25 protein-coding genes are annotated in these 25,540 nt (G+C 70.8%); 7 read left to right on the top strand and 18 right to left on the bottom strand.

Annotation, left to right across the window (positions count from 1 at the left end):
* Nucleotides 1-31 precede the first annotated feature (31 nt).
* The 7 genes from NW895_RS04555 to NW895_RS04525 all read right to left on the bottom strand — a co-directional run bounded on the left by NW895_RS04555 (nucleotide 32) and on the right by NW895_RS04525 (nucleotide 7,062).
* Nucleotides 32-1,102 carry a CHAD domain-containing protein gene (locus NW895_RS04555; RefSeq protein WP_289933841.1) on the bottom strand — a complete coding sequence of 357 codons (1,071 nt, stop codon included), beginning with the start codon at nucleotides 1,100-1,102 and terminating at the stop codon, nucleotides 32-34.
* Complete coding sequence (locus tag NW895_RS04550; protein ID WP_289933838.1) at nucleotides 1,083-3,449, bottom strand: RNA degradosome polyphosphate kinase; 2,367 nt, start codon at nucleotides 3,447-3,449, stop codon at nucleotides 1,083-1,085. The genes NW895_RS04555 and NW895_RS04550 overlap by 20 nt, the downstream gene beginning before the upstream one ends.
* A 106-nt stretch (nucleotides 3,450-3,555) precedes the next feature.
* A complete protein-coding gene (locus NW895_RS04545; protein WP_289933835.1) occupies nucleotides 3,556-4,413 on the bottom strand; it encodes a hypothetical protein in 858 nt (285 codons plus the stop codon).
* Complete coding sequence (locus tag NW895_RS04540; RefSeq protein WP_289933834.1) at nucleotides 4,410-5,429, bottom strand: ABC transporter permease; 1,020 nt, start codon at nucleotides 5,427-5,429, stop codon at nucleotides 4,410-4,412. The genes NW895_RS04545 and NW895_RS04540 overlap by 4 nt, the downstream gene beginning before the upstream one ends.
* Nucleotides 5,426-6,307, bottom strand: a complete 882-nt coding sequence (locus NW895_RS04535; protein WP_289933833.1) for an ABC transporter ATP-binding protein — start codon at nucleotides 6,305-6,307, stop codon at nucleotides 5,426-5,428. The genes NW895_RS04540 and NW895_RS04535 overlap by 4 nt, the downstream gene beginning before the upstream one ends.
* On the bottom strand, nucleotides 6,304-6,696 hold the full coding sequence (locus NW895_RS04530; RefSeq protein ID WP_289933832.1) for a GntR family transcriptional regulator: 393 nt from the start codon (nucleotides 6,694-6,696) through the stop codon (nucleotides 6,304-6,306). Before NW895_RS04530 ends, NW895_RS04535 begins: the two co-directional genes overlap by 4 nt.
* A gap of 150 nt (nucleotides 6,697-6,846) precedes the next feature.
* Nucleotides 6,847-7,062 carry a hypothetical protein gene (locus tag NW895_RS04525; protein WP_289933831.1) on the bottom strand — a complete coding sequence of 72 codons (216 nt, stop codon included), beginning with the start codon at nucleotides 7,060-7,062 and terminating at the stop codon, nucleotides 6,847-6,849.
* Between the two features lie 141 nt (nucleotides 7,063-7,203).
* Here NW895_RS04525 and NW895_RS04520 point away from each other — a divergent pair, with 141 nt between their 5' ends.
* Nucleotides 7,204-7,794 carry a TetR family transcriptional regulator C-terminal domain-containing protein gene (locus NW895_RS04520; protein ID WP_289933830.1) on the top strand — a complete coding sequence of 197 codons (591 nt, stop codon included), beginning with the start codon at nucleotides 7,204-7,206 and terminating at the stop codon, nucleotides 7,792-7,794.
* Between the two features lie 87 nt (nucleotides 7,795-7,881).
* Here NW895_RS04520 and NW895_RS04515 read toward each other — a convergent pair whose 3' ends face one another.
* Complete coding sequence (locus NW895_RS04515; RefSeq protein WP_289933829.1) at nucleotides 7,882-9,696, bottom strand: bifunctional metallophosphatase/5'-nucleotidase; 1,815 nt, start codon at nucleotides 9,694-9,696, stop codon at nucleotides 7,882-7,884.
* Between the two features lie 171 nt (nucleotides 9,697-9,867).
* Here NW895_RS04515 and mshD point away from each other — a divergent pair, with 171 nt between their 5' ends.
* Together mshD and NW895_RS04505 are read left to right on the top strand one after the other, a co-directional pair.
* Nucleotides 9,868-10,794: a mycothiol synthase gene (gene mshD, locus NW895_RS04510; protein ID WP_289933826.1), complete on the top strand. Its 927-nt coding sequence runs from the start codon at nucleotides 9,868-9,870 to the stop codon at nucleotides 10,792-10,794.
* 74 nt (nucleotides 10,795-10,868) lie between these two features.
* The gene (locus tag NW895_RS04505; RefSeq protein ID WP_289933825.1) at nucleotides 10,869-12,089 is read left to right on the top strand and encodes a DUF2993 domain-containing protein; all 1,221 of its coding nucleotides are present in this window, start codon (nucleotides 10,869-10,871) and stop codon (nucleotides 12,087-12,089) included.
* Nucleotides 12,090-12,127: 38 nt separating this feature from the next.
* Here the strand turns inward: NW895_RS04505 and NW895_RS04500 are convergent, their stop codons facing one another.
* The 3 genes from NW895_RS04500 to NW895_RS04490 form a co-directional block, all read right to left on the bottom strand.
* Nucleotides 12,128-14,173, bottom strand: coding sequence for a pectinesterase family protein (locus NW895_RS04500; protein WP_289933823.1), 2,046 nt, complete (start codon nucleotides 14,171-14,173; stop codon nucleotides 12,128-12,130).
* Nucleotides 14,174-14,255: 82 nt separating this feature from the next.
* A complete protein-coding gene (locus NW895_RS04495; protein ID WP_289933822.1) occupies nucleotides 14,256-15,125 on the bottom strand; it encodes a hypothetical protein in 870 nt (289 codons plus the stop codon).
* A 197-nt stretch (nucleotides 15,126-15,322) separates the two neighbouring features.
* Nucleotides 15,323-16,063: a helix-turn-helix domain-containing protein gene (locus NW895_RS04490; RefSeq protein WP_289933821.1), complete on the bottom strand. Its 741-nt coding sequence runs from the start codon at nucleotides 16,061-16,063 to the stop codon at nucleotides 15,323-15,325.
* Between the two features lie 222 nt (nucleotides 16,064-16,285).
* On the opposite strand from NW895_RS04490, the gene NW895_RS04485 reads away from it, so the two are divergent.
* Both NW895_RS04485 and NW895_RS04480 read left to right on the top strand, forming a co-directional pair.
* Nucleotides 16,286-16,957 carry a DUF4097 family beta strand repeat-containing protein gene (locus NW895_RS04485; RefSeq protein WP_289933820.1) on the top strand — a complete coding sequence of 224 codons (672 nt, stop codon included), beginning with the start codon at nucleotides 16,286-16,288 and terminating at the stop codon, nucleotides 16,955-16,957.
* 23 nt (nucleotides 16,958-16,980) lie between these two features.
* A complete protein-coding gene (locus NW895_RS04480; protein WP_289933819.1) occupies nucleotides 16,981-18,093 on the top strand; it encodes a serine hydrolase domain-containing protein in 1,113 nt (370 codons plus the stop codon).
* Nucleotides 18,094-18,153: 60 nt separating this feature from the next.
* On the opposite strand, the gene NW895_RS04475 is transcribed toward NW895_RS04480, so the two are convergent.
* Nucleotides 18,154-18,414 carry a hypothetical protein gene (locus NW895_RS04475; RefSeq protein WP_289933818.1) on the bottom strand — a complete coding sequence of 87 codons (261 nt, stop codon included), beginning with the start codon at nucleotides 18,412-18,414 and terminating at the stop codon, nucleotides 18,154-18,156.
* 213 nt (nucleotides 18,415-18,627) lie between these two features.
* Here NW895_RS04475 and NW895_RS04470 point away from each other — a divergent pair, with 213 nt between their 5' ends.
* Together NW895_RS04470 and NW895_RS04465 are read left to right on the top strand one after the other, a co-directional pair.
* Nucleotides 18,628-19,452 (top strand): helix-turn-helix transcriptional regulator, encoded by an 825-nt coding sequence (locus NW895_RS04470; protein WP_289933817.1) that lies wholly within the window; start codon nucleotides 18,628-18,630, stop codon nucleotides 19,450-19,452.
* Nucleotides 19,449-19,646 carry a DUF397 domain-containing protein gene (locus tag NW895_RS04465; RefSeq protein WP_289933816.1) on the top strand — a complete coding sequence of 66 codons (198 nt, stop codon included), beginning with the start codon at nucleotides 19,449-19,451 and terminating at the stop codon, nucleotides 19,644-19,646. The genes NW895_RS04470 and NW895_RS04465 overlap by 4 nt, the downstream gene beginning before the upstream one ends.
* A 79-nt stretch (nucleotides 19,647-19,725) precedes the next feature.
* Here NW895_RS04465 and NW895_RS04460 read toward each other — a convergent pair whose 3' ends face one another.
* The 6 genes from NW895_RS04460 to NW895_RS04435 form a co-directional block, all read right to left on the bottom strand.
* Entirely contained in the window at nucleotides 19,726-20,544 is an 819-nt protein-coding gene (locus tag NW895_RS04460; protein ID WP_289933815.1) for an ABC transporter permease, read from the bottom strand.
* A complete protein-coding gene (locus NW895_RS04455) occupies nucleotides 20,541-21,527 on the bottom strand; it encodes an ATP-binding cassette domain-containing protein (protein WP_289933814.1) in 987 nt (328 codons plus the stop codon). The genes NW895_RS04460 and NW895_RS04455 overlap by 4 nt, the downstream gene beginning before the upstream one ends.
* A gap of 80 nt (nucleotides 21,528-21,607) precedes the next feature.
* Entirely contained in the window at nucleotides 21,608-22,450 is an 843-nt protein-coding gene (locus NW895_RS04450) for a DUF4097 family beta strand repeat-containing protein (RefSeq protein WP_289933813.1), read from the bottom strand.
* 82 nt (nucleotides 22,451-22,532) lie between these two features.
* A complete protein-coding gene (locus NW895_RS04445; RefSeq protein WP_289933812.1) occupies nucleotides 22,533-23,051 on the bottom strand; it encodes a toxin-antitoxin system HicB family antitoxin in 519 nt (172 codons plus the stop codon).
* A gap of 216 nt (nucleotides 23,052-23,267) precedes the next feature.
* Complete coding sequence (locus tag NW895_RS04440; protein WP_289933810.1) at nucleotides 23,268-24,728, bottom strand: HAMP domain-containing sensor histidine kinase; 1,461 nt, start codon at nucleotides 24,726-24,728, stop codon at nucleotides 23,268-23,270.
* Nucleotides 24,725-25,459: a response regulator transcription factor gene (locus NW895_RS04435; protein WP_289933809.1), complete on the bottom strand. Its 735-nt coding sequence runs from the start codon at nucleotides 25,457-25,459 to the stop codon at nucleotides 24,725-24,727. Before NW895_RS04435 ends, NW895_RS04440 begins: the two co-directional genes overlap by 4 nt.
* Nucleotides 25,460-25,540: the final 81 nt, after the last annotated feature.

Here is a 25,540-nt window from a genome sequence, read left to right as displayed (position 1 = left end):
CGTGCTCACCGCCTTCTTCGATGCGGGGCGTCTACGACGTGGTGACGGCTTCCTTCTGCCAGCAGCGCTGGAACGCGTACCGGGCCGCCTCCACCTCGTGCCGCTGGTCGGCGTGGAGCACGCCGAGCGCGTAGGCCGTCGCGGGGGCGATGCGCGGTGTACGGGCGGCCTGGGCGGCCGCGGCCGCGGCCTCGGAGGCGTCGCGGTGCCGGTCGAGGGCCTCGCCGGCGGCCGGGAGACGGACGTCCACGGCCGCGCTGTCGCCGAGGACGACCTCGCGGGCGTAGCGGTGCAGGCGCAGCAGCAGGCGGACCTGGTGCCAGGGGGCGTCCTGCGGGTGCGGGGCGGGGTCGGGGGAGAGGCCGTGGATCAGCGCCTCCGCGTTGTACGGGCTGCCCGCGGTGACCAGGGGCAGAGCGGCGACCGCGTCCGTGAGCCGTTCCTCCGCTGCCGCGGCGAGGGGGCGGAGGTCGGCGTCGGCCGCGGCAGGGGTGAGGGGGACCTCGCTGGCCAGTAAGGCGACCTTGTCCGCGATGGCGTGGAAGCGGCTGCTGCCCAGTGCCTGCAGGGCGGTGGAGTGGGCTCGGGTGCGGGCGAGGGTGAGCTGGCGGTCGAGCAGGGCGCCCGCTTTGGCGGCGCCGACGGTGAGGTTGCCGCGTTCCGGGGTGGCCGGGTGGGTGCCCGCGGCCGTGCCTGGTGAGCGGCCGTCGGTCGCGCCCGTCGGCTGACGGGGGAACACCGGTGCACCCGACAACCTGTGCAGCGCCTGCAGCAGCCGCTCCAGCCGGGCCGCGCACGCGTGCTCCATCGCCAACGTGCCCGACACCCAGGCCAGTTCGGGCCGCATTCCCTCGGCCCAGTCGGCGTCCAGCAAGGGCTGGAAGGTGTGCAGGCTGCCGCTGATGCGGCGGGCGGAGCGGCGCAGCGCGCGGGCCGCGTCGACGGCCCCCTCGGCGCCGTTCCCCGCGGTACCGCTCTCCCGGTGCGAGCGGAGTGCGCGGAGGAACTCCGTGGCCTGCGCCCGCAGGTAGTCGGCGAGGGCGTCAGCCGTGGGGGCGGGCGCGGCCGTGGGGTCCGTCGGGTCAAGGTGCTGCGTTGCCACGCCGGCGCCTCCGGGCGTCTATGAGCATTTCCTGGACGTTGCGCAGGGGATGACCGTCCGCGTCGGTCGCGTGCCGGGTCCACTCGCCGTCCGGGCCGAGGTGCCAGGAGGCGGTGGAGTCGGACATGCCGGTCTCCAGCAGGCGGTTCAGGGCCGCCCGGTGGGCCGGGTCGGTGACCCGGACGAGTGCCTCTATGCGGCGGTCGAGGTTGCGGTGCATCATGTCGGCGCTGCCGATCCACACCTCGGGCTCGCCGCCGTTGCCGAAGGCGAAGACCCGGGAGTGCTCCAGGAAGCGGCCGAGCACGGACCGGACGCGGATGTTCTCCGACAGGCCCTCGACACCGGGGCGCACGGCGCAGATGCCGCGTACCCAGACGTCCACCGGCACGCCCGCCTGGGACGCGCGGTACAGGGCGTCGATGATCGCCTCGTCCACCATCGAGTTGACCTTGATCCGGACGTAGGCGGGACGCCCGGCACGGTGGTGCTGGGCCTCCTTGTTGATCCGGGCGACCAGGCCGTCGCGCAGGGACTTGGGGGCGACCAGCAGACGCCGGTAGGTCTCGCGGCGCGAGTAGCCGGAGAGCCGGTTGAAGAGGTCCGACAGGTCGGCGCCGACCTGCGGGTCGGCCGTGAGCAGGCCGAGGTCCTCGTAGAGGCGGGCCGTCTTCGGGTGGTAGTTGCCGGTGCCGACGTGGCTGTAGCGGCGGAGCGTTTCGCCTTCCTGCCGGACGACGAGCGACAGCTTGCAGTGGGTCTTCAGGCCGACGAGGCCGTAGACGACGTGGCAGCCGGCCTCCTCCAGCTTGCGCGCCCACTTGATGTTGGCGTGCTCGTCGAAGCGGGCCTTGATCTCGACCAGGACGAGGACCTGCTTGCCGGACTCGGCGGCGTCGATGAGGGCGTCGACGATCGGCGAGTCGCCGGAGGTCCGGTACAGCGTCTGCTTGATGGCGAGGACGTCCGGGTCGCCGGCCGCCTGCTCCAGGAAGGCCTGCACCGACGTCGAGAACGAGTCGTACGGGTGGTGCAGCAGGACGTCCCGCTCGCGCAGCGCGGCGAAGATGTCGGGGGCGGAGGCCGACTCGACCTCGGCGAGGTCGCGGTGGGTGCCGGCGATGAACTTCTGGTACTTCAGCTCGGGCCGGTCGAGGGAGGCGATGCGGAAGAGGCCGGTGAGGTCCAGGGGGCCGGGCAGCGGGTACACCTCGGCCTCGCTGATCTTCAGCTCCCGTACGAGGAGGTCCAGCACCTCGCGGTCGATGGACTCCTCGACCTCCAGGCGCACCGGCGGCCCGAACCGGCGCCGCATGAGCTCCTTCTCCAGGGCCTGGAGCAGGTTCTCGGCGTCGTCCTCCTCGACCTCCAGGTCCTCGTTGCGGGTGAGGCGGAAGGCGTGGTGCTCCAGGACCTCCATGCCCGGGAACAGCTCTTCCAGGTGGGCGGCGATGACGTCCTCGATGGGGACGAACCGGCCCGGGGAGGCCTCCAGGAAGCGGGACAGCAGCGGCGGCACCTTGACGCGGGCGAAGTGCCGGTGGCCGGTGACGGGGTTGCGGACGACGACCGCGAGGTTGAGCGAGAGACCCGAGATGTACGGGAAGGGGTGCGCGGGGTCGACGGCCAGCGGGGTCAGCACCGGGAAGATCTGGTGCCGGAACAGGGTGAACAGGCGGGCCTGTTCCTTCTCCGCCAGTTCGTTCCAGCGGACCAGGTGGATGCCCTCCTCCGCGAGGGCGGGGGCGACGTCCTCGTGGAAGCAGGCGGCGTGCCGTGCCATGAGCTCGCGGGAGCGGGCCCAGATCATCTCCAGGACCTCGCGCGGCTGCAGCCCGGAGGCGGAGCGGGTGGCGACGCCGGTGGCGATACGGCGCTTCAGGCCGGCCACCCGGACCATGAAGAACTCGTCGAGGTTGCTGGCGAAGATCGCCAGGAAGTTCGCCCGCTCCAGCAGGGGCGTGTTCGGGTCCTCGGCGAGTTCGAGGACCCGCTCGTTGAACGCGAGCCAGCTGCGTTCCCGGTCGAGGAAACGACCCTGCGGCAGCTGTACACCGTCTGCCTGCGACTCTTCGTACGCGTCGAGATCGGCGTCGATATCGGGTTCGAGGTCGGAGACGGCGGCCGCCACGGTGTGCGGGCGGTGGGCGGCTATGGAACCGACGGACGGCTGCGCGTGCTGGACCGGTGCCTGGGTGTCTTGCTGGCTCATAAACCCATTCTTCCGCGCACGGGGCGTTACAGGCGCGTCGGAAAGGGCGGGCGGGAGCGCAGCGGCAACACGGAGGTCCCCGTTTCCCGAGGTTCCCTCGGGGGGAGGCGAAGGCTCTGGCACGGCGGGCTTCATTCGCCGAGCGTCGCAAGCCCGTCTGAACCAGTGGTTACGGCGACATGGCGTGTGGGATAGCGGGGGGCGGATCACGGGCGTCCACGGCCGCGATCCGCCCCGTGTGTCAGGCGGTGCGGCGGCGCAGCAGCGTGAAGGCGGCGACGGTGGCCGCCGCGGTGACGGCGAGGACGATGCCGGTCTCCACGAGGTGCAGCGGCCAGAAGTGGGACGGCGGGTGGTAGGTGGCGTAGTGGCCGCCGGTGCCGGTCCTGCCCCATCCGACCTGCCAGGCGCTGTTGGGCAGCTCGAACTCCGCCGCCGAGGTGTGCGTCACCGTCGGCCACAGGAAGCGGCGGCACAGCGTCAGGGTGAGATGGAGCGCGCCCATCGCGGCCAGCGACACCGCCAGGGCGGGCAGCGTCCGGCGCAGCACGAGCGCGGTGAGCGCGCCGACCGCGAGGGCGCACAGGGCGTACGCCACCGTGGCCGGGCCGCGCGCCACGAAGATCTCGCCGAAGGCCCAGTCGTCGCCGTACCTCAGTTCGCGGTGGGGTGCCCACGCCCAGCGGAACGCCGACACCAGGGCGCTGTCCCCGACGGTGAGCACCAGCGCGGGCACGGCGAGCTTGGTGGCCAGCCAGCGGTGGGGGGTGACGCCCTGGCTCCAGGCCAGGTGGGCGGTGCCGGACTCCAGCTCGCGGGCGATCAGGGCGCTGCCGGCGAAGGCGGCGACGGCGAGGAAGCCGTAGCAGACGAGCAGGGCGGCGTAGCCGACGCGTTCGCCGTGGGCCCAGCCGAGGTAGGGGATGTTGCACGGGTCGTCGAGAGCGCAGGTCGCCTTGAGGTGCTGGATGTGGGCCGCGTCGACCTCGGTCAGCCAGACGAGCCAGCCGAGCACGGCCGCGACGAAGACACCCCAGCAGATCAGCGAGGTGCGGTGCAGGCGCAGGACCGTGCGCGGCAGGGCCATGGCCGTGCTCATACGGCGGCCCCCTCGCGGCCCTGCGCGGCCGTGCGGCGGCGCAGCAGGTGGAACGCGGCCACGGCCAGCAGGACGGCCACGGCGATGAGGACGCCGGTCCCCACCAGCTGGAGCGGCCAGTAGTGGGACCGGGGGTGGTAGTCGCGGTAGTGGCCGACGGCGTCGAGCCTGACATACAGGTCGCCCAGGTCGCCCAGGTCGCCGCACTCCGCGGTGCTGCCGCACGACGGCCGGGACACGTGGGCCCCGGTGGAGGTCACCAGGCCCTCGTCGACGGTGATGCCCGGGCCGGAGAAGACGCCGTCCCTCAGTGCGGTGACGCGGGTGACCGACGGCCACAGATGCGGCAGTGCCGACAGGACGGCCGTCCACAGCCCGGCCACGGCGACGACGGCGGCGGCCAGTGCGGCGAGGGTGCGGGCCAGTAGCAGGCCCGCCAGGGCGCCGGCCAGGAGACCGGTCAGGGCCAGGGCGACGGTGACGGGACCTCCCGCGTAGAAGGTGGGGACGTCGGACCAGCCCTTGTGGGTGTCGATACGGCCCTCGCCCGCCGCCCACGCCAGGTGGTGCAGCAGGACCAGCACAGCGGTGCCGGCGGTGACCAGCGCGGCCGGGACGGTGAGCCCGGCGGCCAGCCAGCGCGCCGGGGAGACGCCCTGCGTCCATGCCAGCCGGGCCGTGCCGGTCTCCAGTTCACGGCCGGTGAGCGCGGCGCCCGCCCAGGCGGCGGCCAGGAAGGGGACGGCGAGGACGGCGATGGTCGTGTACGTGTAGACGTCCTTGTAGAGCAGGATCGCGTCCTGGTCGTACAGGCAGGGGCCGTTGAACGCACAGGAGTTGTACTGCTGCCAGGCATCCGCCGCGGCGTCGGTGAGCGGGTCCCGCAGCCACAGCAGCGCGGCGCCGGTGGCGAGCACGAGGCCGGTCCAGGCGTACAGGGCCGGGCGGTGCAGCCGCAGCAGCCAGCGGACCTGGCGGGGCGCGGCGGTGGGCGCGAGGACGGTCGGTGCGGTCACGCGACGGCCTCCGCGAGCGCGGTGGAGGCGGGGGCCTCGGGGTTGCGCAGATAGGAGAGGACGAGCTCCTCCAGGGTCGGCGTGCCGGTGCGCCAGTCGCCGGGCAGCGGGGCGGCCGGGCGGAGCAGTGCGCTGAGCTGGCGGCCGGTGGTGCGGGACTCGACGACGGTGTGCGGGGCGAGGGAGGCCTCGGCCGGTGCGGACACGCGGGTGTGGGCGGCCAGCAGGTCGTCGATCTCGCCGGACAGCCGGATCCGGCCGCCGCCGACGAGCAGCAGATGGTCGCAGGAGCCCTCCAGTTCGGCGACCACGTGCGAGGACATCACGATCGTGGTGCCGTGCTCGGCGGCCTGCCCCATCAGGGTGCCCATCAGTTCGTGCCGGGCCAGCGGGTCGAGGTCCGCCATCGGCTCGTCGAGCAGCAGCAGTTCCGGCCGCTTGGCCAGGGCCAGGGCGAGCGCCACGCGGGTGCGCTGGCCGCCGGAGAGGGAGCGGACCTTCGCCCTGGGGTTCAGGTCGCCGCCGGCCACGATCCGCTCGGCGGTGGAGGCGTCCCAGCGGCCGGGGTTGAGGTCGGCGCCCATGCGCAGGGTCTCGGCGACGGTGAGCTGCGGGTACAGCGGCTTGTCCTGGCCGGTGTAGCCCACGCGGGCGCGGGCCCGGGCCGGGTGCGTGCCGAGGACGGTGACCGTGCCCTCGGTGGGGGCGAGCAGTCCGGCCGCGAGGGCGAGCAGGGTGGACTTGCCCGCGCCGTTCGGGCCGACGACCGCGCAGACGCGGCCGGCGGGCAGCCGGAAGGTGCAGTCGCGCAGCGCCCAGTCCCCGTGCCGCCGGAATCGTTTGCCCACTGCGGCCGCCTCCATGGCGGTGTCGGTCATGACGGTTCTCCCCCCGGGAAGTGCTTCTCCAGTACGGCTGTGAAGAGTGCGGCCACGTCCTCCCGCTCCAGCCCGGCCCCGGCAGCCCGCCGCGCCCACGCGTCCAGCTCGGTGCGCAGCGGGGAGTCGTCGGCCGGTGCGGTGCCCAGGGACCGTCGTACGAAGGTCCCGAGCCCGCGCCGCGCCTCGACCAGCCCCTCGCGTTCCAGTTCGCGGTAGGCCTTCAGGACGGTGTTGGGGTTGATGGCGGTGGCCTCGACGACCTCACGGGCCGTCGGCAGCCGGTCGCCCGGCTCCAGCAGGCCCAGGCGCAGGGCCTGTTTGGTCTGCTGGACGATCTGGACGTAGGTGGCCACGCCGCTGTGCCGGTCGATGCGGTACTCGACCACTCGCGCTACCACCCTTTCACTAATTGAGTAGTGAAAGGGTGGTGGATAATGATCCGGAAAGTCAAGGCCGGTTCCCGGGGAGACCGGTTCTCGGGGAACGCGCACCTTCAGCGCGCCGTGCATGGCTCCGGTGACCTTGACCAGGGCACATCACCTCTTCGCCGCCTTCCCCGCACCACGGGCCCAGCTCGCGACAATCGCGCCGATCACGACGGCGAGTGCATGGACGGTGATGCCGGCTGCGAATCCGCCCGGTAACCAGCCGAGCAGGCCGGCGTTGTCGTGGTCGATGAGCTGGCGGATCGCTCCCTGCGCTCCCAGGGCGAGAAGAACCACGCCGAGGCCTTGAAAGATGTCGTACTTCATGTGATGCCTTCCGGATCCCAGAACGTCGTCGCAGCGCAGAGGCGCGCGCCGGACGGTTACAGTGCGCTTGCACTGTAAAGGGCCGAGAGGACCGTTCGCAATGCAAGTGCATGGTGAACGCGGGAGAGGGAGGCGGCGGCCGTGCCGAAGATCGTGGATCAGGAGGAGCGCAGGAGGCGGCTGGTCGAAGCCGTCTGGGCGCTGGCCGTCCGGGGTGGCATCGAGCAGGTGACGCTGCGCAAGGTGGCCGACGAGGCGGGCGTCTCCATGGGGCACGTGCAGCACTACTACTCGTCGATGCAGGCCCTGATCCGCGACGCGCTCGACCGGGCCGTCCGAGCCGTGAACACGAACATCGAGAACGCGGTCGGGGCGGCCGGCGCGACGAGCCCGGAAGCGGTGCTCCGCGCATGCCTCCACGCCTTGATCAGCCCTGACGAGGAGAGCACGCGGCTCATGCGGTTCTCCCTGGCGGCGGCGGGGCGGGCCGTCTCCGACCCGACGACGGCCAGTGTCCTGGCTCCGGGCGACGACGAACTGCTCTCCTTCACCGCCGGACTCATCGCCGCGGCCCGCCAGGAGCGAGGCGGCGAGCCGCGCGGCGACGACCGCATCGACGCGGACATCTGCTGGTCACTCGCCACAAGTCTGGGAGTGGACGTCGCCCTTGGGTATCGCTCACCGGAGGCCGCCGCCCGCGTGCTCGACCATCACATCGACCAGATCCTGTGACCGTGCCGGAAGTATCCGGAATGCCGAACGGGGCCGGGCACGTTCGGCCCGGCCCCGTGGGTGCTGTGCGGGACTTTCGAAACGCCCCTAACGCACGACCGTGATCCGGTCCGCCTTCGGCGGGGCGATCGGGGTCGTGGGCGACGAGTTGGCCGTCAGGTACTTCTCCAGCGCCGTCAGGTCGTCGCTGCCCACCAGGTCGTTCGTGCCCTGGGCCAGCGTCGGGAAGCCGTCGCCGCCGCCCGCGAGGAAGCTGTTCGTCGCGACGCGGTAGGTGGCCGACGGGTCGATCGCGGCACCGTTCAGCCGGATGGAGTCGGTGACCACACGGTCGGCGCCCGTCTTCGTCAGGTCCAGCGTGTACGTCAGACCCGACGAGACCTGAAGGATCTTCGGCGCGGCGGCGTTGGAGCCGCTCACCTGCTCCTTGAGCACCTGGATCAGCTGGGCGCCCGTGAAGTCCTGGAGGTTGACCGTGTTGGCGAACGGCTGGACCGTGAAGCCCTCGGCGAAGGTCACGACACCGTCGCCCTCACTGCCCTTGGCCGCGTACGTCAGCCCGGCCCGGACACCGCCCGGGTTCATCAGCGCCAGGTCCGTCCGAGGGTCGAGCTCCTTGCCGTGGGCGAGTTGCGCGTCGGCGATCAGGTCGCCCATCGGGGACTCGGTGCCGGTGTTGGGGATGTCGGCCGAGATGTAGCCGATGGCGCGGTTGCCGATGGGGGCGGCGAGGGTGTTCCACTTGCCGATCAGCTCGGTCATGTCGGGCGCCTTGGGGACGTCCCGGGTGACCACGTGGTTCGCCGACTTCACCGCCGTACGGGCGATGTCACCCGTCCAGCGGTCGTACGTCAGCGTGGTGTCCGTGTACAGGCGGCCGAAGGACGCGGCCGAGGTGACCATGCGGGGCTTGCCCGACGGGTCGGGGATCGTGCAGACGTACGCGGCGTGGGTGTGGCCCGTCACCAGCGCGTCCACCTGCGGCGTGATGTTCTTGGCGATGTCGGCGATCGGGCCGGAGATGCCGTCGCCCGCGCCCGGCGCGTCGCAGTCGTAGTTGTACGCCGTCGAGGCCGGGAAGCCGCCCTCGTGGATGAGGGCGACGATCGACTTCACGCCCTGCTTCTGCAGCACCTTGGCGTACTTGTTGATCGTCTCGACCTCGTCCTTGAAGACCAGGCCCTTGACCCCGTCCGCGGAGACGATGTCCGGGGTGCCCTCCAGGGTGACGCCGATGAAGCCGACCTTGACGTCCTTCTTCTTCCACACCCAGTAGGGCTTGAGGATCGGCTTCTTCGTCTTCTCGTCGAGGACGTTGGCGGCCAGGTACGGGAAGTCGGCGCCCTGGAACTCCGTGTCCGTGTAGCAGCCGTCCGTCGGGTGGCAGCCGCCGTTCTGCAGGCGGGACAGCTCCCTGGCGCCCTCGTCGAACTCGTGGTTGCCGACGGAGGTGACGTCGAGGTCGAGCTCGTTCAGCGCCTCGATGGTCGGCTCGTCGTGGAAGAGACCGGAGATCAGCGGCGAGGCGCCGACCATGTCACCGCCGGCCGCGGTGATGGAGTACTTCTCGCCCTCGCGCGCCTTGCGCAGGTGCGTGGCGAGGTACTCCACACCGCCCGCGTCGATCGTCTTCGTCGTGCCGTCGGGCTGGAGCTCGGTGACCCGGCCGGAGGAACCGGACGGCGGCTCCAGGTTGCCGTGCAGGTCGTTGAAGGACAGCAGTTGGACGTCCTGGTAGCGGCCCGGGAAGTGGCCGCCCGGCTGGTGGCTCTCGCCGGCCGACGCCGGCAGGGCAGCCGCCGCGGTGAGCGCGCCGACGGCGGTGGCACCGGCGGCGAGAGCGAGGAGACGGTTCGTACGGCGTCTGCGACGCTGCTGGTCCGTCGGTGAAGTGGCTGGCATACGCCCCCCTGGGGATCTGCTGGATCTGCCGGGCCCGCCGGGTCGGTTCAGGCGGTGGCCCATCCGGCGCAGCCTAGGGTCAACGCGCGTAGCGCAACAGAGGTTTCGTGGTTACATCCTGGTTGCTTCTTTGCCGCCACTTTGCGGGACCGGCCCCTTACCCTCATACCCATGACCAGCGACGACAGCGTACGGCCCGGCCGCTCCCGTTCGATCGAGACCCATTCCGCTCTCTCTCCGGAGCAGACCGAGGCCGTCCTCGGACTGCTCGCCGAGGCCGCCCGGACCGACGGGCAGCAGGCGGTGTCCGAACAGGGGCGGTTGCAGTTGCGCGGCGGCGAGCGCGAGGGCGTCTCCCATCTGCTGCTCACCGTGGACGGCGAACTCGTCGGCTACGCCCAGCTGGAGGACACCGACCCGGTGGAACCGCCGGCCGCCGAGCTGGTCGTGCACCCCTCGCACCGAGGTCAGGGCCACGGCCGGGCACTCGGCTCGGCGCTGCTCGCCGCGTCCGGCAAGCGGCTGCGGGTGTGGGCGCACGGCGGGCACTCCGCCGCCCGGCACCTCGCGCAGGTCCTCGGCCTCACCCTGTTCCGCGAACTGCGCCAGATGCGGCGGCCGTTGAGCGGCTTCGAGCTGCCCGAGCCGGTCCTGCCCCAGGGCGTGACGGTACGGACCTTCGTGCCCGGGCAGGACGACGCGGCCTGGCTCGCCGTGAACGCCGCCGCCTTCGCCCACCATCCCGAGCAGGGCGCCCTCACCCAGCGGGACCTCGACGACCGCAAGGCCGAACCGTGGTTCGACCCGGCGGGCTTCTTCCTCGCCTTCCGGGGCGGGGAACTGATCGGCTTTCACTGGACCAAGGTCCATGCCGAGGAGCAGCTCGGGGAGGTGTACGTGCTCGGCATCAGCCCGGACGCCCAGGGCGGGGGCCTCGGCAAGGCCCTGACGGCGATCGGCCTGCGGCATCTGGCGGCGCAGGGTCTGCCCACGGCGATGCTGTACGTCGACGCCGACAACACGGCGGCGGTGTCGGTGTACGAGCGGCTGGGGTTCGTCACGCACGAGGCGGACCTGATGTACCGGACGGAGACGTGACCTGTCCGTGACATGCGTCGCAGACCTCCGGTTGAGGTTGCGAGAGGGGCCCGTACGCATGATCGGATAGATCGATGCGTACCCCCCACCACACCGTGACGCATCCCGATACGGACGCCTGTGTCGCCCCCGATGGTGACGCCCTCGATGGTGTCACCCCCGACGGTGACGCCTCCGACGGCGTCGCCTCCGAGAGCGGGGACGAGGAGCCCTGGGCCCCGCCCAACCACCGCCGGGGCGGCCGGCGGCGTCGGCGTGGCCGGTTCGCGGGGCTGCCGCTCGCGTTGAAGGCGGTGGTGGGGCTCGCCGTCCTCGCCGTACTCCTCACCCTCGCCGACCGCTGGGCCGTGCTGTACGCCGAGCAGCGGGCGGCGGAGACGCTCAAGGACCGGATGAAGCTGACGGCCGCCCCCGAGGTGCAGATCGACGGCTTCCCCTTCCTCACCCAGGTCGTCGACGAGCGGCTGGAGTCGGTGCGGGTGACCGTGCCGGACGTGGCGGCCGACCGGGTGTCGCTGGCGAAGGTGTCGGCGACGGCCCGTGACGTACGGCTGGACACCGACGGACCGACCGCCGTACGCGGCGTGCGCGTGCCCGAGATGAGCGGGGACGTCCTGCTCTCCTTCGACGACCTGAACCGTGAACTGGGCGCCTCCCAGGTGACGTTCACCGGTGAGGGGCGTGACCGCATCCGGGCGCGGGGCAGGCTGCCGGTCGCCGGGCAGGATCTGCGGCTGCGCGCCGAGGCCCGCATCACGCGGGACGGCGACCGGGGCATCGCCACCGAGATCGGCGGAATGCGCCTGGACATCGGGGACGTGGCGACGTACCGCCCCGGCAGCGGCCCCTCGGAGGGCCTGCACCTCACGCCCGAGTCCGCCCGGCGGGTCGCGCGCGGCACCCGTGAGGCGCGGGCGCTGCTGGCGGTGCCCGAGCTGGTCCGGCGGCTCGGCGTGCCCGACGCCACGGTCCAGGCGGCCCTGCGCGACGACTCCGAGCTCGCCGCGCTCACCGGCTCCCCCGGCTTCGTCCGTCAGGCCATGCGGCTCAACCTCTTCGACCTGGCCGCCGGCAACCCCGAACTCCTCTCCCGCCTGGGCCTGTCCCCGGACCTCCTCGACGCCCTGTCCCGCCTGACCCGCCCGGTCCTCAGCGACCGGCTGTCCCTCGGCTTCCAGCTCCCGGAGCCGCCACAGGGCGAACTGCGCCTGCGGGACGTACGCGTGGAACGGGACGGCATCCGGGTGACGGTGTCGGGGGAGGGGCTGAGCGTCGGGAGCTCCGGCCGCGGCTGAGCCTGCCCCCGTCCCCGCTCATCGACGCTCAGGAACGGTCAGGAAGCCGTAGGCGTCCAGCCCGCCAGCCAGTCCGCGACCTCCTGGCCGGCCGCCTGGGCGTCGGTCAGGTGAGGCCGGTTGCTGCTGGCCGCACCGGCGCCCGCGCCGGTGTTCTTGTACTCGGCGAAGCGGTCGTCCTTCCAGGAGAAGCCGCTCATGTCGGTCCACGGGGTGGACTTGATCGCGCTGCTCAGGTTGGTGTTGCGGACCGTGGTCTGCGGGTCGAGGGAGGCGTCGCCGCCGGCGTGCCAGGGGCGGCCTAGGTAGAAGCCGGCGGCCGACACGTCGCCGTTCACCGTCGAGTTGGCGATCAGGATGCCCTTGCGGCCCGCGGCGGTGCTGGGGGCGGTGACGTAGCCGGCCGAGGTGCCGTCCCAGCGCTTCTTGAGGGTGATGACGGACTTGTCGATCACGGCGGTGGCGCGGCCGAAGATGAAGTCGACGTTGCCGATGACGTAGGAGTTGGACATGTAGACCCGGCCCAGCTTGTCCTTGGACGCGGTGTCCACCAGCAGCGTGTCCTGGTCGCCGCTGACGATGATCCCGTCGAGGAAGATGCGGTCGGCGGCGGTGCGCAGGGCGACCGCCTGATGGCCGTTCAGGCTCTGGTTCGCCTTCTCGTCGAAGTCGTTGGAGATGGTCAGGTTGCGGGCCTGGAAGTCGTCGGCCTCGACGGCGACGGTGGCGCTGCCGCCGGTGCCGTACGTGCCGCCACCGGGCTTGGGGGTACCGGCCGCGTTGTTGTAGACGATCACCGTGTCCTTGCGGCTGCCGCCGGTGCCCTGGATGGTGACGTGCGGCTTGTTCGCCGGGACCTTGACGAGTTCGCGGTACGTCCCCGGCTTCACGGAGATGACGACGCGGGAGGGGTTGTTCGCCGGTACGGCGTTCACGGCGGCCTGCACGGTCCGGTACTGGCCCGAGCCGTCCTGGGCGACGGTCAGCGTCGTCGCCGCCGCTGCCTTGGTGGTGGCCGCCGTCGTACCGATCGAACCACGCGGCCCCACGCCGGCCTTGAGCAGCGACGGCACGTCCGCCGCCTTGTCGAGGGTGTACGGGTAGTACGCCTTCGGGTCGAAGGCCGTCCCGCCGCTCTCGTTGCGCCCGCTGGTGCCGGAGAAGACGTTGCCGCGCTGGACGACGGTCGCCGTGCTGTCCTTGATGACCGGGTTCTTCATGCCCTGGAAGTAGGAGTTCTCCAGGACCATTGTCGTCGCGCCGCGCGAGTAGTTGCCGTACGACGAGGCGATGCCGGTGCCCGGGGCGTCCTCCAGGAAGTTGTTGTAGAGGTGCGCGTGGGCGGCGTTGTCGGTGGACGGGTTGCGCTGCTCGGTCTCGCGGATCCAGTTGTGGTGGATCGTGATGTCGGTCTTGACGTTCTCGGTCCAGCCGATCCCGAAGGCCTTGTTGTCATTGCTCAGCTTGTTCCAGGACACGGTCACGTACGTGCTGTCCTTGCGGACGTCGATCAGCCCGTCGGCCATGTGGCGCAGATCGTTGTGATCGATCCAGACATGGTGCGCGCCGTCCATCTGGATGGCGTCGAAGTCGTGGTCCTTGTCGTTCCAGACGCCTTGGTACGTGTCCCGGATCGTCAGATTCCGGATGATCACGTTGTGCACTCCGGACCCGAGGAAGAAGCCACCGCCGACGATCTGCCCGGAGGTCCCGGAACCGACGATGGTCTTGTCCGACTGGACCTTGATCTCCTTGCCGACGGGGCCGATGTCGATGGTCCCGGCGACGACGATGACGTACGGCTCGGCGGCGGTGGCGTACTTCTCCAGGTCGGCCTGCGTCTTCACGGTCACGATCTGGCCGTTCCGGCCGCCGTACGTCCCGTTCTGCCCGAGGGCGTTGACGGAGGCGAAGCCGTCGGCGGTGGCCGACGCCCAGGCCGGTACGGCGGCGGAGGCGGGCTGCGCGTCGCCGAGGATCGTGCCGTAGGCCATGGTCGCTGCGGCGGTCAGCGCCAGCGGGACGCCGGCCGCCAGTGCGGTCCTGCTTCTGCGGTGACGAGCCTTGCTGCGTTGCTCACTCATACGGCGTTCCGTTCCGTGCGGGGGGAAATGATCCGCCGATCGGTCGCCGCCCCGCACGGAAAGGTTGCCGCCTCGAACGGCCTTACTTGGCGCAGGACTTGGGGTCCAGCGCCTCCTGCCACTTGTCCTCACGGCCGTCGGGCTGGCCGTTGGGCAGGAGCTTGTCGGAGACGCCGTCGATGTAGTAGCCGTACGAGTAGATCGTCTTCCAGCTCGCGTCCCGGCCGCGCCAGGTGTGTGCGGTGACGTCGCCGTCGCCCTTGTTCCACTGGTAGTCCTCGACGTGGAACACCGGGTTGACGCGGACCACCCGCTGGTACGGCGTCCAGGTCGTGGCGACCTGGGTGCACGGCGGGATGGACTTCTCGCTGCGGCGTTCGAAGGACGAGGTCTTCTCCCAGCCCCACTCGTAGCTGAAGCTGCCGCCCGCGGTGCCGGAGAAGATGCTCTTGGCGAGGGAGAGACTGATGTTCGCGCCCACGCTCTTCTTGGCGAACGTCTTGGTGCTGTAACCGCTGACGAAGGTGACCTTGTCCTCGGTGGTGCCGTGGTTGCCCGTCCACTCGGAGGTACGGACCGGCTCGCCCTTGATGGACCAGGTCGACGCCTGGGCGTAACCGCACCAGCCGCGGAAGATCTCCCAGTCGCCGGCGGGCCGCCACAGCCCGAAGACGTCCCGCAGGTACTCGTCCTGGGTCTTGAACTCCCCGGTGCGGACGTTGAGGGCACCGTAGACGCCGGTCAGGCTGGTTTCCTGGCTGCACAGCCGGTCCAGCATCGCGTCGGTGTCCCCGGGATCCACACCCCGGATGTTCGTCGCGCCGCCCGGCCCCGCGGCCTGCGCGGAACCGGCGCCGGTCAGTACGCCGGTGAAGGCGAGGGTGGCGGAGGCGGTGAGCAGGGCGGTGCGTTTGACGGCTGATGTGAGATTCGACTTGCGAATGAGACGCATGGGGGTGGCTCACTCCTGAACGTGGTTCTCCGGTGCCATGGATGCCGTTGCATCGGTCGTGCACCTGTCTGACAGGTGCAGAACATGGCAGAGAACTCACGGGAGTTGGGGCGTACCAGTGAGTACGACAGGACTTTGACAGCTTCCTGGGGGTGGCTGTCCGGCTTTGCGGAGTTTGCGGATGCGGGGTGTAGGGCTCAGGTAGTGCCGTCCGAGGGCGTCTCGGGTCCGGGCTTCGAGTGGAGGATCTCGCGGGCCTGGTCCGCGGCGCGGGCGATGCTCTCGGAGACGAAGTCGACGAAGCGGGCGATGTTCTCCAGGCGTTCGGCTGCCGGGGTGCCGGGGCCGAGGATGCCCACGCCCTGCCGGGCGACCTCGCTGAGGTGGGCGGTGGCTCGGGCGCTGGCCATCGTGGACTGGTACATGACGTCGTCGTCGACGACGTAGCGTTCGCGGCGGCGTTCGTCGCGTTCCCGCCGGATGAGGCCCTGGCTTTCGAGGAAGGCGATCGCCTTGGAGACGGATGCGGGGCTGATCCGGAGACGCCCGGCGAGTTCGGCGGCGGTGAGACAGCCGGAGTCGGTGGTGTAGAGGCAGGCCAGCACCCGGGCTGTCATCTTGGGCAGGCCCGACTGCATGAAGACGGTGGTGAACGTCTCCTCGTACTCGCGCACGGCTTCGGCGTCGCGTCCGTCGGCCTGCGGCGGCGTGCCGGGGTCCCGGGGCGCGGCCTTTCTGCGACGCCGGGCGCGGTGTTCGGTGGCGCGGTGGGCGAGGTCGGCGCGGTAGGCGGTGGGGCCGCCGTTGCGCATCACCTCACGGGTGATCGTCGAGGTGGGGCGGTCGAGACGCCTGGCGATCTCCGCGTAGGCGAGGCCGTCGGCCAGTCCCAGCGCGATCTGCTGGCGTTCCTGCGCGGTGAGCCTGCCTCCCGGCATCGCGGTCTCCTTCGTGGTCCGTGGTCTCTGCAGCATAGCGTTCACCCCGCCTTCATTGCAACGATGCGACGGGGGCTATTGCGTTAGATTTACAGCCTGTTGCAACGATTTCCTGCCATTGAGCTGCGCAAATGCCAACTGCAAGCAACGATGTCGTTGCCGCGCATGTGAAGGCAACGTAGCGTTTTCATCGTCGGAAACAACGGACCGAAGGAGCGCACGATGCAGAAGTTCGACACCCCCAGCCCGGTGACCGCCGTCCTCGACATACCTGCCGGACGCCTCCGGTTCATCGCCGCCGACCGGGCCGACACCACGGTCGAGATCCTGCCCGCGGACGCCTCGAAGAGCCGCGACGTGAAGGCCGCGGAGCAGACCGAGGTCACCTACGGGGACGGCGTCCTGCGGATCGTGACCCCGCCGGCGAAGAACCAGATCCTCGGCGCTTCCGGGTCCATCGAGGTGACCGTCCAACTGCCCGCCGGCTCCCGCGTCGAGGCGAAGGCGGCGAGCGCCGAGTTCCGGGGCGTGGGACGGCTCGGCGACGTCACCGTCGACGGCGCGCACGGCTCGGTCAAGCTCGACGAGACCGCGAGCGCCCGCCTCACCCTCCAGGCCGGCGACATCTCGGTCGGCCGCCTGGGCGGCCCCGCGGAGATCAGCACCCAGAAGGGCGACATCGACATCACCGCGGCCGTGCGCGGCACGGTCACCCTGCGCACCGAGTACGGCGGGATCTCGGTCGGCGCCGCCCACGGAGTCTCCGCCTCCCTGGACGCGGGCACCACCTATGGCCGCGTCCACAACGCGCTCAGGAACACCGACGGAGCCGCCGCCGACCTGACCATCCACGCGACCACCGCCCACGGCGACATCAACGCCCGCAGCCTGTAAGAGCTTTGAAGGAGTACACCGCCATGTCCATCACCCTTACCGACCAGGACCGTCCGGAGCTGCAGACGACCATCGAGGAGATGGTCGAGTCCGGTTTCACCGGAGTGACGATGCGCGTGCACGACGAGCGGGGCGAGTGGGTCGGCAGCGCCGGGGTGCGCAAGCTGGGCGAGACCGCGAAGCCACCGGGGAACGGGCACGTCCGGATAGGCAGCAACACCAAGACCTTCACCGCGACCGTGGTGCTGCAACTCGTGGCCGAGGGCGCCATCGGGCTGGACGCCCCGGTGACCGGCTACCTGCCCGAGTTCGCGCTGGACCCGAGGATCACGGTGCGGATGCTGCTGCAGCACACCAGCGGGGTGTTCAACTTCACCGGCGACTACAACGACGACGGGACGTTCGTGCCGGGGATCCCCGCCACGACCGCGGGCCGGGAGTGGGTGGACAACCGGTTCAAGACCTACCGGCCGGAAGAGCTGGTACGGCTGGCGTTGTCCCAGCCGGCGCGGTTCGAGCCGGGCACGGACTGGAGCTACGCCAACACCAACTACGTGCTGGCCAGGCTGCTGATCGAGAAGGTCACCGGCCACTCGCTCGCCGAGGAGATGCAGCGGCTGATCCTGGGGCCGCTCGGGCTGTCGGACACCGTGGTGCCGGACACCAGTCCGGAGATCCCCGAGCCGCACACCCACGCCTACTACCGGTACGAGGACGCCGGCCGGCCGAAGACGGTCGACGTGACCCGCCAGAACCCCTCCTGGATCTCCACCGGCGGAGACATGATCTCGACCACCCGGGACCTCCACACGTTCATCTCCGCGCTGATGGGCGGCAAGCTCCTGCCGGCCCCGCTGCTGGCCGAGATGTGCAAGCCGCATCCCAAGGCCGGCTACGGCCTGGGGGTGTTCGTACAGGGCACGGGCGAGAACGGCGGCACCGTCATCACCCACAACGGCGGCATGGCGGGCCACGCGGCACTGATGTACAGCACGCCCGACGGCAGCAAGACCCTGACCGCCGCGCTCAACTATGTCGACGACGCCGCACTGTCCATGGCAGGGCCGTTCCAGAAGGCGACGCAAAGACTCGTCGAGGAGGTGTTCGGCGGCGGGCAGGCCGAACGCGCTCGGTAGACAGGGCTCCCCCGCCCGAGGCGGCGTACTCCGACACCTCGTCGGAGTACGCCGCCTCTTTCATGTGCGGTCGGCTCGGCTGACGGCGATGCGCAGGGCATCCCCCAGGGACTCCACGGTTCGCGTCAGCGCGAAGCGCACCGCGCGCTCGCCTGCCTTGGGGTCGGCGAGTACGGTCTTGGCGCCTGCGAGTACCTGTTCCGCGGAGGCCAGTTGGGCCTCCTCGACGTCGTCGGCGAGCCGGGAGAGCAGGCTGTGCGGGTCGTCGGTGCTGAGGTAGCAGGGTTTGCCGTCGGCGCCGGTCCAGGGGAGCAGCCTCATGCGGTCACCTCCAGCCCGTGCTCGAGCAGGACTGTCTCACAGGGTTCGGCGAGACGCAGGCGCAGGCGCAGAGGCATGGCGGTGCCCTTCAGGGGGTGAGCAGGGTGGTTGACGAGCGGTGATTACCGTTCGTGCCTTGATGGTCACTGATCGCGCGTACGCTGCGGAAGAGGTTCGGTGTTGTCTGGCGCGCAGGCAACGGGGAGGGGTGACGTGGGCGAGAAGGTTGACGCTCAGCCGGTTTCCGGGCGAGCGATGCTCGGGCAGACGCTCAAGGTGCTGCGGGAGAAGGCCGGGAAGTCACTGGGGCAGTTGGCCGACGAGACCGGATACGAGAAGAGCTATCTGAGCCGGCTGGAGTCGGGGGAGCGGCTGTCCAAGGTGACGGTCATGGAGGACCTGGACGGGTACTACGGCACCGGTGACCTGCTCTTGAGCCACTGGAAGGCGGCTCGGCTGGACGCGTTCAAGGACCAGTACAAGGAGTACATGGCGTTGGAGGCGACGGCTCGGATCATGTGGGTCTTCTCGCTGGGGATTCCAGGACTTCTCCAGATCGAGGACTTCGCCCGGGAGGTGTTGTCCGGGGCTCAGACAACGGCCGGCGGTGACGACGCCGTCGAGGAACAGGTGGCGGCACGGCTCGGGCGGCAGTATCTGCTGCGGCAGAAGCCGGAGCCTGAAGTCCGCATCATCGTGGACGAGTTCGCGTTCCGACGTCCCGCTGCCCGGGGCAAGACCTGGCAGGACCAGCTGATTCATCTTGAGACCGCCGCGTTGTGGCCCAACGTGGCGCTCCAGGTACTGCCGTTCTCGGCGGGAGCGCACCATCATATGAACGGATCGCTGACGCTGCTCTGGCAGAGGGATGGAAGCACTGTTGCCTACACGGAAGGCAACAGCAGCGGCCGGCTGATCGAGGATCCGGACGCGGTTCTTCGGGAGCGATCGTCCTACGATCGGCTTCGCGACCTGGCGTTGTCCCCGCCCGACTCGCTCGCCTTCATCAGGGACGTACTGGAGGAGTACAGATCATGACGAACACCTCCGACCTCACCACCGCTGTGTGGCGCAAGTCGAGCTACAGCGACGGGGGAGCCAACAATTGCGTCGAGGTCGCCGATGGCTATTCGGGCGTAGTCCCCGTCCGCGACAGCAAGGTCCCCCACGGCCCGGTGCTGGTGTTCGGGTCGGCCCCCTGGGCGTCGTTCCTGTCGCAGCTCAAGGCATGAACCGTGAACGCCGACAGGGCGGCGCACGCCGACACCGCGTCGGGGTACGCCGCCCTGGGGTGGGGCGAGTTGCCGGACCCTACTTCGGGTCGCGGTTGAACAGGGACGTGGACCAGGCGTAGCCGAGGGCGGCCAGGCCCACGCACCAGGCCACGGCCAGCCACCCGTTGTGGCCGATCTCCGTGCCGAGGAGCAGTCCGCGCAGGGTCTCGATGGCCGGGGTGAAGGGCTGGTACTCGGCGATGGGCCGGAACCAGCCCGGCATCGCGTCGACCGGCACGAAGGCGCTGGACAGCAGGGGCAGGACCATCAGCGGCAGGGCGTTGTTGCTGGCCGCCTCGGCGTTGGGGCTGGACAGGCCCATGCCGACGGCGATCCAGGTGAGGGCCAGGGAGACGAGGGCCAGCAGCCCGACCGCCGCCAGCCACTCCAGGGCGGTGGCGTCGGTGGACCGGAAGCCGATGGCCACGGCGACGGCCCCGACGAGCAGCACGCTCATCACGCACTGCAGCACGCTGCCGACGACGTGCCCGATGAGCACCGACCCTCGGTGGATCGCCATCGTACGGAAGCGGGCGATGATGCCCTCGTTCATATCCATGGCGACGGACACCGCGCTGCCGATCGTGGTGCCGCCGATGGTCAGCATCAGGATGCCCGGGACGAGATACGCGAGGTACTCGGACCGTCCGCCCCCGCCGCCCCCGATCCCGGCGCTCATCACGTCCCCGAAGATGTAGACGAAGAGCAGTAACAGCATGACCGGCGTGAGCAGCAGATTCAGCGTCAGGGACGGGTAGCGCCGCACGTGCAGCAGATTGCGGCGCAGCATCGTGGCCGAGTCGCGCACGGCGAGGGAGAGCCGGGTCGGGCGGGTGGGAGCCAGGGGGGAGCTCATCGGGCGGTCTCCTTGGTCTGGTCGGGCTGGCCGGTGCCGGCGGTCAGGGCGAAGAACACGTCGTCGAGGTCGGGGGTGTGCACGGTCAGCTCGTCCGCCTCGATGCCGGCGGAGTCCAGCCGGTCGAGCAGGGAGCGCAGCTCGCGCTGGCTGCCGTCGCTGGGGATCTGCAGCGCCAGCGCCTCGTCGTCCCGGGTGGCCCCGCGCAGCGCCGAGGCGGCGCGCTGGTAGGCGGCCGGGTCGGAGAAGCGCAGCCGGACGTGTCCGCCGGGGATGAGCCGCTTGAGCTCTTCGGCGGTGCCCTCGGCGGCGATCTTGCCGTCGTTGAGCACGGCGATGCGGTCGGCGAGCTCGTCGGCCTCCTCCAGGTACTGGGTGGTGAGGAAGACGGTGACGCCGTCGGAGACCAGCTCGCGGATGATGCCCCACATGTTGTGCCGGGAGCGCGGATCGAGACCGGTGGTCGGCTCGTCGAGGAAGATGATCCGCGGGCTGCCGACGAGGGTCATGGCGATGTCGAGGCGGCGTTTCATGCCGCCGGAGTAGGCGGAGGCGGGCTTCTTCGCGGCCTCGACGAGGTCGAACCGCTCCAGCAGCTCGGCGGTGACGCGCCGTCCCTCGCGTCTGGACAGGTGGTGCAGGTCCGCCATGAGGAGCATGTTCTCCTCGCCGGTGATCAGCCCGTCCACGGCGGAGAACTGGCCGGTGACGCCGATCGCGGCACGCACCCCGTCCGGGGAGGTGGCGAGGTCGTGGCCCGCGACCTGGGCCTGCCCGCCGTCGGCGGAGATGAGCGTGGACAGGATCTTCACGGCGGTGGTCTTGCCGGCGCCGTTGGGTCCGAGCAGCGCGAACACGGACCCGGCCGGGATGTGGAGATCGATGCCGTCGAGGACGGTCTTGTCGCCGTACGACTTGCGCAGACCGATGGTGGAGACGGCGGCGGGAGGCTGGGAACCGTCCGCTTTTCTAGACGTGGGCATGACAGATGCAGGCATGAAGCTCTCCGTTCGGAGGCTGAGGTGGGTGGGGGATGGGGCCGGGCCAGAAGGGGGCGGGGCGCTCAGGCCTTGGCGCGGCGGATGTCGATGTTGCCGTACCGGGTACGGGCGCGGACCGTCACGGTGTCCTCGGTCTTCTCGGGGGCCTCGGACGCGGTGAGCGCGTTGCGCACCTGGCCGGAAACCGACTGGACGTCGAGCCAGGCCGCCGTGCCCTCGCGGACGCCGACCTCGATGGCGCCGTAATTGGTCTCCAACTGGACGGTGCCGGAGGCGACGTCGGCGACGCGCAGGGTGCCGTGGGCGGTGGTGGCGGTGACCGAGTCCTCGGCGCGCCGGATCTCGATGTCGCCGTTGGCGCCCCTCACCCGCAGTTCGCCGGTCGCGGCGTCGACGGTCGTGGTGCCGTGCGAGTTCTTCAGGACGGCGGGGCCGTCGACGAAGCCGACGCGCAGGCTGCCGGAGCTGGTGGTGATCTCGGCCATGCCCTCGACGCGGTCCACGGTGATCGAGCCGTGGGACGCGGTCAGCTTCAGCGGGCCGGTGGTGTCGAGGCGGACGTCGCCGGAGGACACCTTCACACGGACCTCGCCGAGCCGGCCCTCGCCGAGCACCTGGGCCCAGGCGCCGGTCATGTCGACGCGCGAGCCCGTGGGCAGTTCGACCGCCACGTCGACGGTGCCGGTGCGGCCGAACAGATTGGACTTGGGCGTCCGGACGGTCAGTACGCCGCTCGCGTACGTGACCTCGGTCTGCTCGGCCGCCCGCACGTCCAGGTCCTTCTTCGGATCGCGGGGCCGCACCTCGACGACCGTGTCGAGGCGGTCGGTGGCGGTGAACTGGATGGAACCGGCCGCCACGTACGCGGTGGCCGAGATCGCTTCAGGAGTGTCGAAAGAAGGCATGGCTGTCCCGTCCTCTTGACTCGTTGGGGCGTCCCCGCTGGTGGGACGTGCTGTGGGTGAAGTGGTGCGGGCGTGGACGCTGCTAGCGCACCCAGCCCGTGAAGCTCTGTCCGACGGTCTGGGTCTTCTGCGTCGTACGCGGCGCGGCGCCGCCGTCGACCGCGGCCGACACGGCACGCACCAGCCACGCGTTGACCGACAGGCCCTCGCGGTTCGCGGCCTCCTCGGCGCGGGCCTTGAGGTGGGCGGGCAGACGCAGGTTGACGCGGGCGGTGCCGCCCTCGTCACCGTCGGCGGGAGCCTGCGCCATGACCGGTTCGGCGGGCGCGGCGGCCGCTGCCACGGGGCCGCCGTCGGCGGGCGGCAGCGTCACCACGAAGTCGGGGTCGAGCCCGCGCAGCCGTACGTCGACCGAGCCGGGGGCGAGTTCGCGGGTGATCTCGTCCATCGCGGCGGAGAGCACGTTGAGCATGGTCAGCCGGGTCGCCGACTCCAGGGGAGCGGTGAGCCTCTCGGCCAGCTCGCGGGCTTCGTCGCCGCCGGCTTCGGCGGCCACCGCGAGTTCGCGGCGGAGGGCGTCGACATACGGGGTGAGATCCATGGCGTCATCATGGCACCACAGTGGTGCCATCCGCAAGCCTGCATGGCACCTCGGATACTGCGGACCCGCCGTCAGTCGCTCTACCTGCAGAAATGTGAAAAGGGCGCCACGAGTCATCGTGGCGCCGCGCGCGTTCATCCGCTCTTGAGAGTAGGGAGTGGCGTCATGTGGCACCATGTGGCACCAGGTGGGCGCCACTCGGCGCCACACCCGATGTCACGCCGGCAACTCCGGCGGAGCCACAGGCGCCCCCGGCAGTCGTACCGTCACCACCGTGCCGCCGCCCTCCGCCGGGGCGAGGGTCACCTCGCCGCCCGCCTGCTGCACCGTCCGTGCCACGATCGACAGGCCCAGGCCCGAGCCGGGAAGTGCCCGCGCGCTCGGCGAGCGCCAGAAGCGGTCGAAGACGTGGGGGAGTTCGTCGGCGGGGATGCCGGGGCCGTGGTCGCGGACCGTCAGGACGCCGTCGGCGAGCCGTACCTCGATCGTGCCCGCCTCGGGGCTGAACTTCACGGCGTTGTCCAGGACGTTGACGATCGCCCGTTCCAGCGCCGACGGCTCCGCCCGGACGTACCACGGCTGCACGTCGGCCGTGATCGTCAGTTCCGGGCCGCGCAGACGGGCGCGGCGCAGGGCCGAGTCCACTATGTCCTGCCAGGCCACGATCTGCGCCTTGCCGGCGTGCTGGCCCTTCTCCGGACGGGACAGCTCCTGCAGGTCGCCGATCAGCGAGGCCAGTTCGGTCATCTGCGCCTTCACCGAGGCGAGCAGCGCCTTGCGGTCCGCCTCCGGGAGGGGGCGGCCGGTCTCCTCGCTGCGGGTGAGGAGTTCGATGTTGGTACGCAGCGAGGTCAGGGGAGTGCGCAGCTCGTGCCCCGCGTCCGCGATCAGCTGCTGCTGCAGCTCACGGGAGCTGGCCAGCGCCGACGTCATGGAGTTGAAGGAGCGGGAGAGCCGGGCGACCTCGTCGTCGCTGTCGTTCTCCACCGGGATACGGACGTTCAGATCCTCGGTACGGGCGACGTGCTCCACGGCCTCGGTGAGCTTGTCGACGGGGCGCAGACCGGCGCGGGCGACGGCGAGCCCCGCGGCGCCGGCGCCGAGCACTCCGATGCCGGAGACGAGGAGGAGGATCAGGGCGAGTTCGTTGAGGGTGGACTGGGTGGCCTTGAGGGGAATCGCCATGACCAGGGCGGCGTCCTTGGCCACGTACCGGCCGTCGGGGCTGTCGACGACGAGTGCCGTGGTCAGGACACGCACCGGGTCGCCCTGGCCGTCGGTTCCGTTGCGGAGCGTGACGACACGGGGGTTCGGGTTCCTGGCCACGGCCTTGTCGCTGTCGGCGACCTTCACCACACCCGTGGAGACGCCGTAGAGGCAGGCCTCGCCGTCTGCCCGGACCACCTGCACGTACCCCTTGAACCGCACGCCGAACGGGAACGACTCCGACGACGACTGGGGGCAGCTGTTCAGCGTGGCCGCCACCTGGGCCGCCGGCAGCGAGGGCGGTACGCCCGACTGCAGGTCGTCGTCGATCTCGCCGAGCAACTTCCCCTGCACGATGAACCAACACGTCACCGAAACCGCCGCCACCGCGAACGCCACCGCCGCCGCCACCAGCAGCGACAGCCGTGCCCGGATCGGCAGGGACCGCAGCCGGCGTACGAGCTTCCTCACTCCGCGCCGCCCTGCCGCAACACGTACCCCACGCCCCGGACCGTGTGCACGAGCCGCGGTTCGCCGCCCGCCTCGGTCTTGCGGCGGAGGTACATCACATACACGTCCAGGGAGTTGGAGGACGGCTCGAAGTCGAAGCCCCAGACCGCCTTCAGGATCTGCTCACGCGTGAGGACCTGGCGCGGATGCGCCATGAACATCTCCAGCAGCGTGAACTCGGTGCGGGTCAGCTCCACCGGCCGCCCCCCACGGGTGACCTCACGCGTCGCGAGGTCCATGCGCAGGTCGGCGAAGGCGAGGACGTCGTTCTCCTCGGCCGCGCCCGCCACGGCCGCCGCGTAGGTGCTGCGGCGCAGCAGGGCCCGGATGCGGGCGAACAGCTCGTCGAGTTCGAAGGGCTTGACGAGGTAGTCGTCCGCGCCGGCGTCCAGGCCCGTCACGCGGTCGCCGACCGTGTCGCGTGCCGTCAGCATCAGGATGGGGGTCGTGTCGCCCGCGCCGCGGATACGGCGGGCGGCGGTCAGGCCGTCCATACGGGGCATCTGGATGTCGAGCACGACCAGGTCGGGCCGGTACGCGGTCGCCTTCTCCAGGGCGTCGGCGCCGTCCACGGCGACCTCCGTGGCGTATCCCTCGAAGGCGAGGCTGCGCTGGAGGGCTTCGCGCACGGCCGGTTCGTCGTCGACGATCAGGATGCGCTGGGGGTCACGGTCGCCGTCTGCGGGGCTCATGGCTCGGGGTTCCTCGGGTGCGGTGGGACGGGGCTGGTGGACGCTCTCAGCCTCGCACGGTCGCGGGCGGGGGCGTCAGGA

This window comes from Streptomyces sp. S.PNR 29 (assembly GCF_030386795.1).
Classification (GTDB): Bacteria; Actinomycetota; Actinomycetes; order Streptomycetales; family Streptomycetaceae; genus Streptomyces.
Note: the sequence above shows the minus strand (reverse complement) of the source record. Positions and strands in the feature narration are given on the sequence as shown.

Excerpts from the sequence above, each read along its gene's own strand:
- NW895_RS04545 (WP_289933835.1), bottom strand. The coding sequence starts at position 4,413 with ATGAGCACGGCCATGGCCCTGCCGCGCACGGTCCTGCGCCTGCACCGC.
- NW895_RS04445 (WP_289933812.1), bottom strand. The coding sequence starts at position 23,051 with ATGGATCTCACCCCGTATGTCGACGCCCTCCGCCGCGAACTCGCGGTG.
- NW895_RS04515 (WP_289933829.1), bottom strand. The coding sequence starts at position 9,696 with ATGCCAGCCACTTCACCGACGGACCAGCAGCGTCGCAGACGCCGTACG.
- NW895_RS04435 (WP_289933809.1), bottom strand. The coding sequence starts at position 25,459 with ATGAGCCCCGCAGACGGCGACCGTGACCCCCAGCGCATCCTGATCGTC.
- NW895_RS04475 (WP_289933818.1), bottom strand. The coding sequence starts at position 18,414 with ATGAGGCTGCTCCCCTGGACCGGCGCCGACGGCAAACCCTGCTACCTC.
- NW895_RS04505 (WP_289933825.1), top strand. The coding sequence starts at position 10,869 with ATGCGTACCCCCCACCACACCGTGACGCATCCCGATACGGACGCCTGT.
- NW895_RS04550 (WP_289933838.1), bottom strand. The coding sequence starts at position 3,449 with ATGAAGCCCGCCGTGCCAGAGCCTTCGCCTCCCCCCGAGGGAACCTCG.
- NW895_RS04465 (WP_289933816.1), top strand. The coding sequence starts at position 19,449 with ATGACGAACACCTCCGACCTCACCACCGCTGTGTGGCGCAAGTCGAGC.
- NW895_RS04500 (WP_289933823.1), bottom strand. The coding sequence starts at position 14,173 with ATGAGTGAGCAACGCAGCAAGGCTCGTCACCGCAGAAGCAGGACCGCA.
- NW895_RS04490 (WP_289933821.1), bottom strand. The coding sequence starts at position 16,063 with ATGCCGGGAGGCAGGCTCACCGCGCAGGAACGCCAGCAGATCGCGCTG.
- NW895_RS04495 (WP_289933822.1), bottom strand. The coding sequence starts at position 15,125 with ATGCGTCTCATTCGCAAGTCGAATCTCACATCAGCCGTCAAACGCACC.
- NW895_RS04535 (WP_289933833.1), bottom strand. The coding sequence starts at position 6,307 with ATGACCGACACCGCCATGGAGGCGGCCGCAGTGGGCAAACGATTCCGG.
- NW895_RS04455 (WP_289933814.1), bottom strand. The coding sequence starts at position 21,527 with ATGCCCACGTCTAGAAAAGCGGACGGTTCCCAGCCTCCCGCCGCCGTC.
- NW895_RS04480 (WP_289933819.1), top strand. The coding sequence starts at position 16,981 with ATGTCCATCACCCTTACCGACCAGGACCGTCCGGAGCTGCAGACGACC.
- mshD (WP_289933826.1), top strand. The coding sequence starts at position 9,868 with ATGACCAGCGACGACAGCGTACGGCCCGGCCGCTCCCGTTCGATCGAG.
- NW895_RS04485 (WP_289933820.1), top strand. The coding sequence starts at position 16,286 with ATGCAGAAGTTCGACACCCCCAGCCCGGTGACCGCCGTCCTCGACATA.
- NW895_RS04460 (WP_289933815.1), bottom strand. The coding sequence starts at position 20,544 with ATGAGCTCCCCCCTGGCTCCCACCCGCCCGACCCGGCTCTCCCTCGCC.
- NW895_RS04525 (WP_289933831.1), bottom strand. The coding sequence starts at position 7,062 with ATGAAGTACGACATCTTTCAAGGCCTCGGCGTGGTTCTTCTCGCCCTG.
- NW895_RS04450 (WP_289933813.1), bottom strand. The coding sequence starts at position 22,450 with ATGCCTTCTTTCGACACTCCTGAAGCGATCTCGGCCACCGCGTACGTG.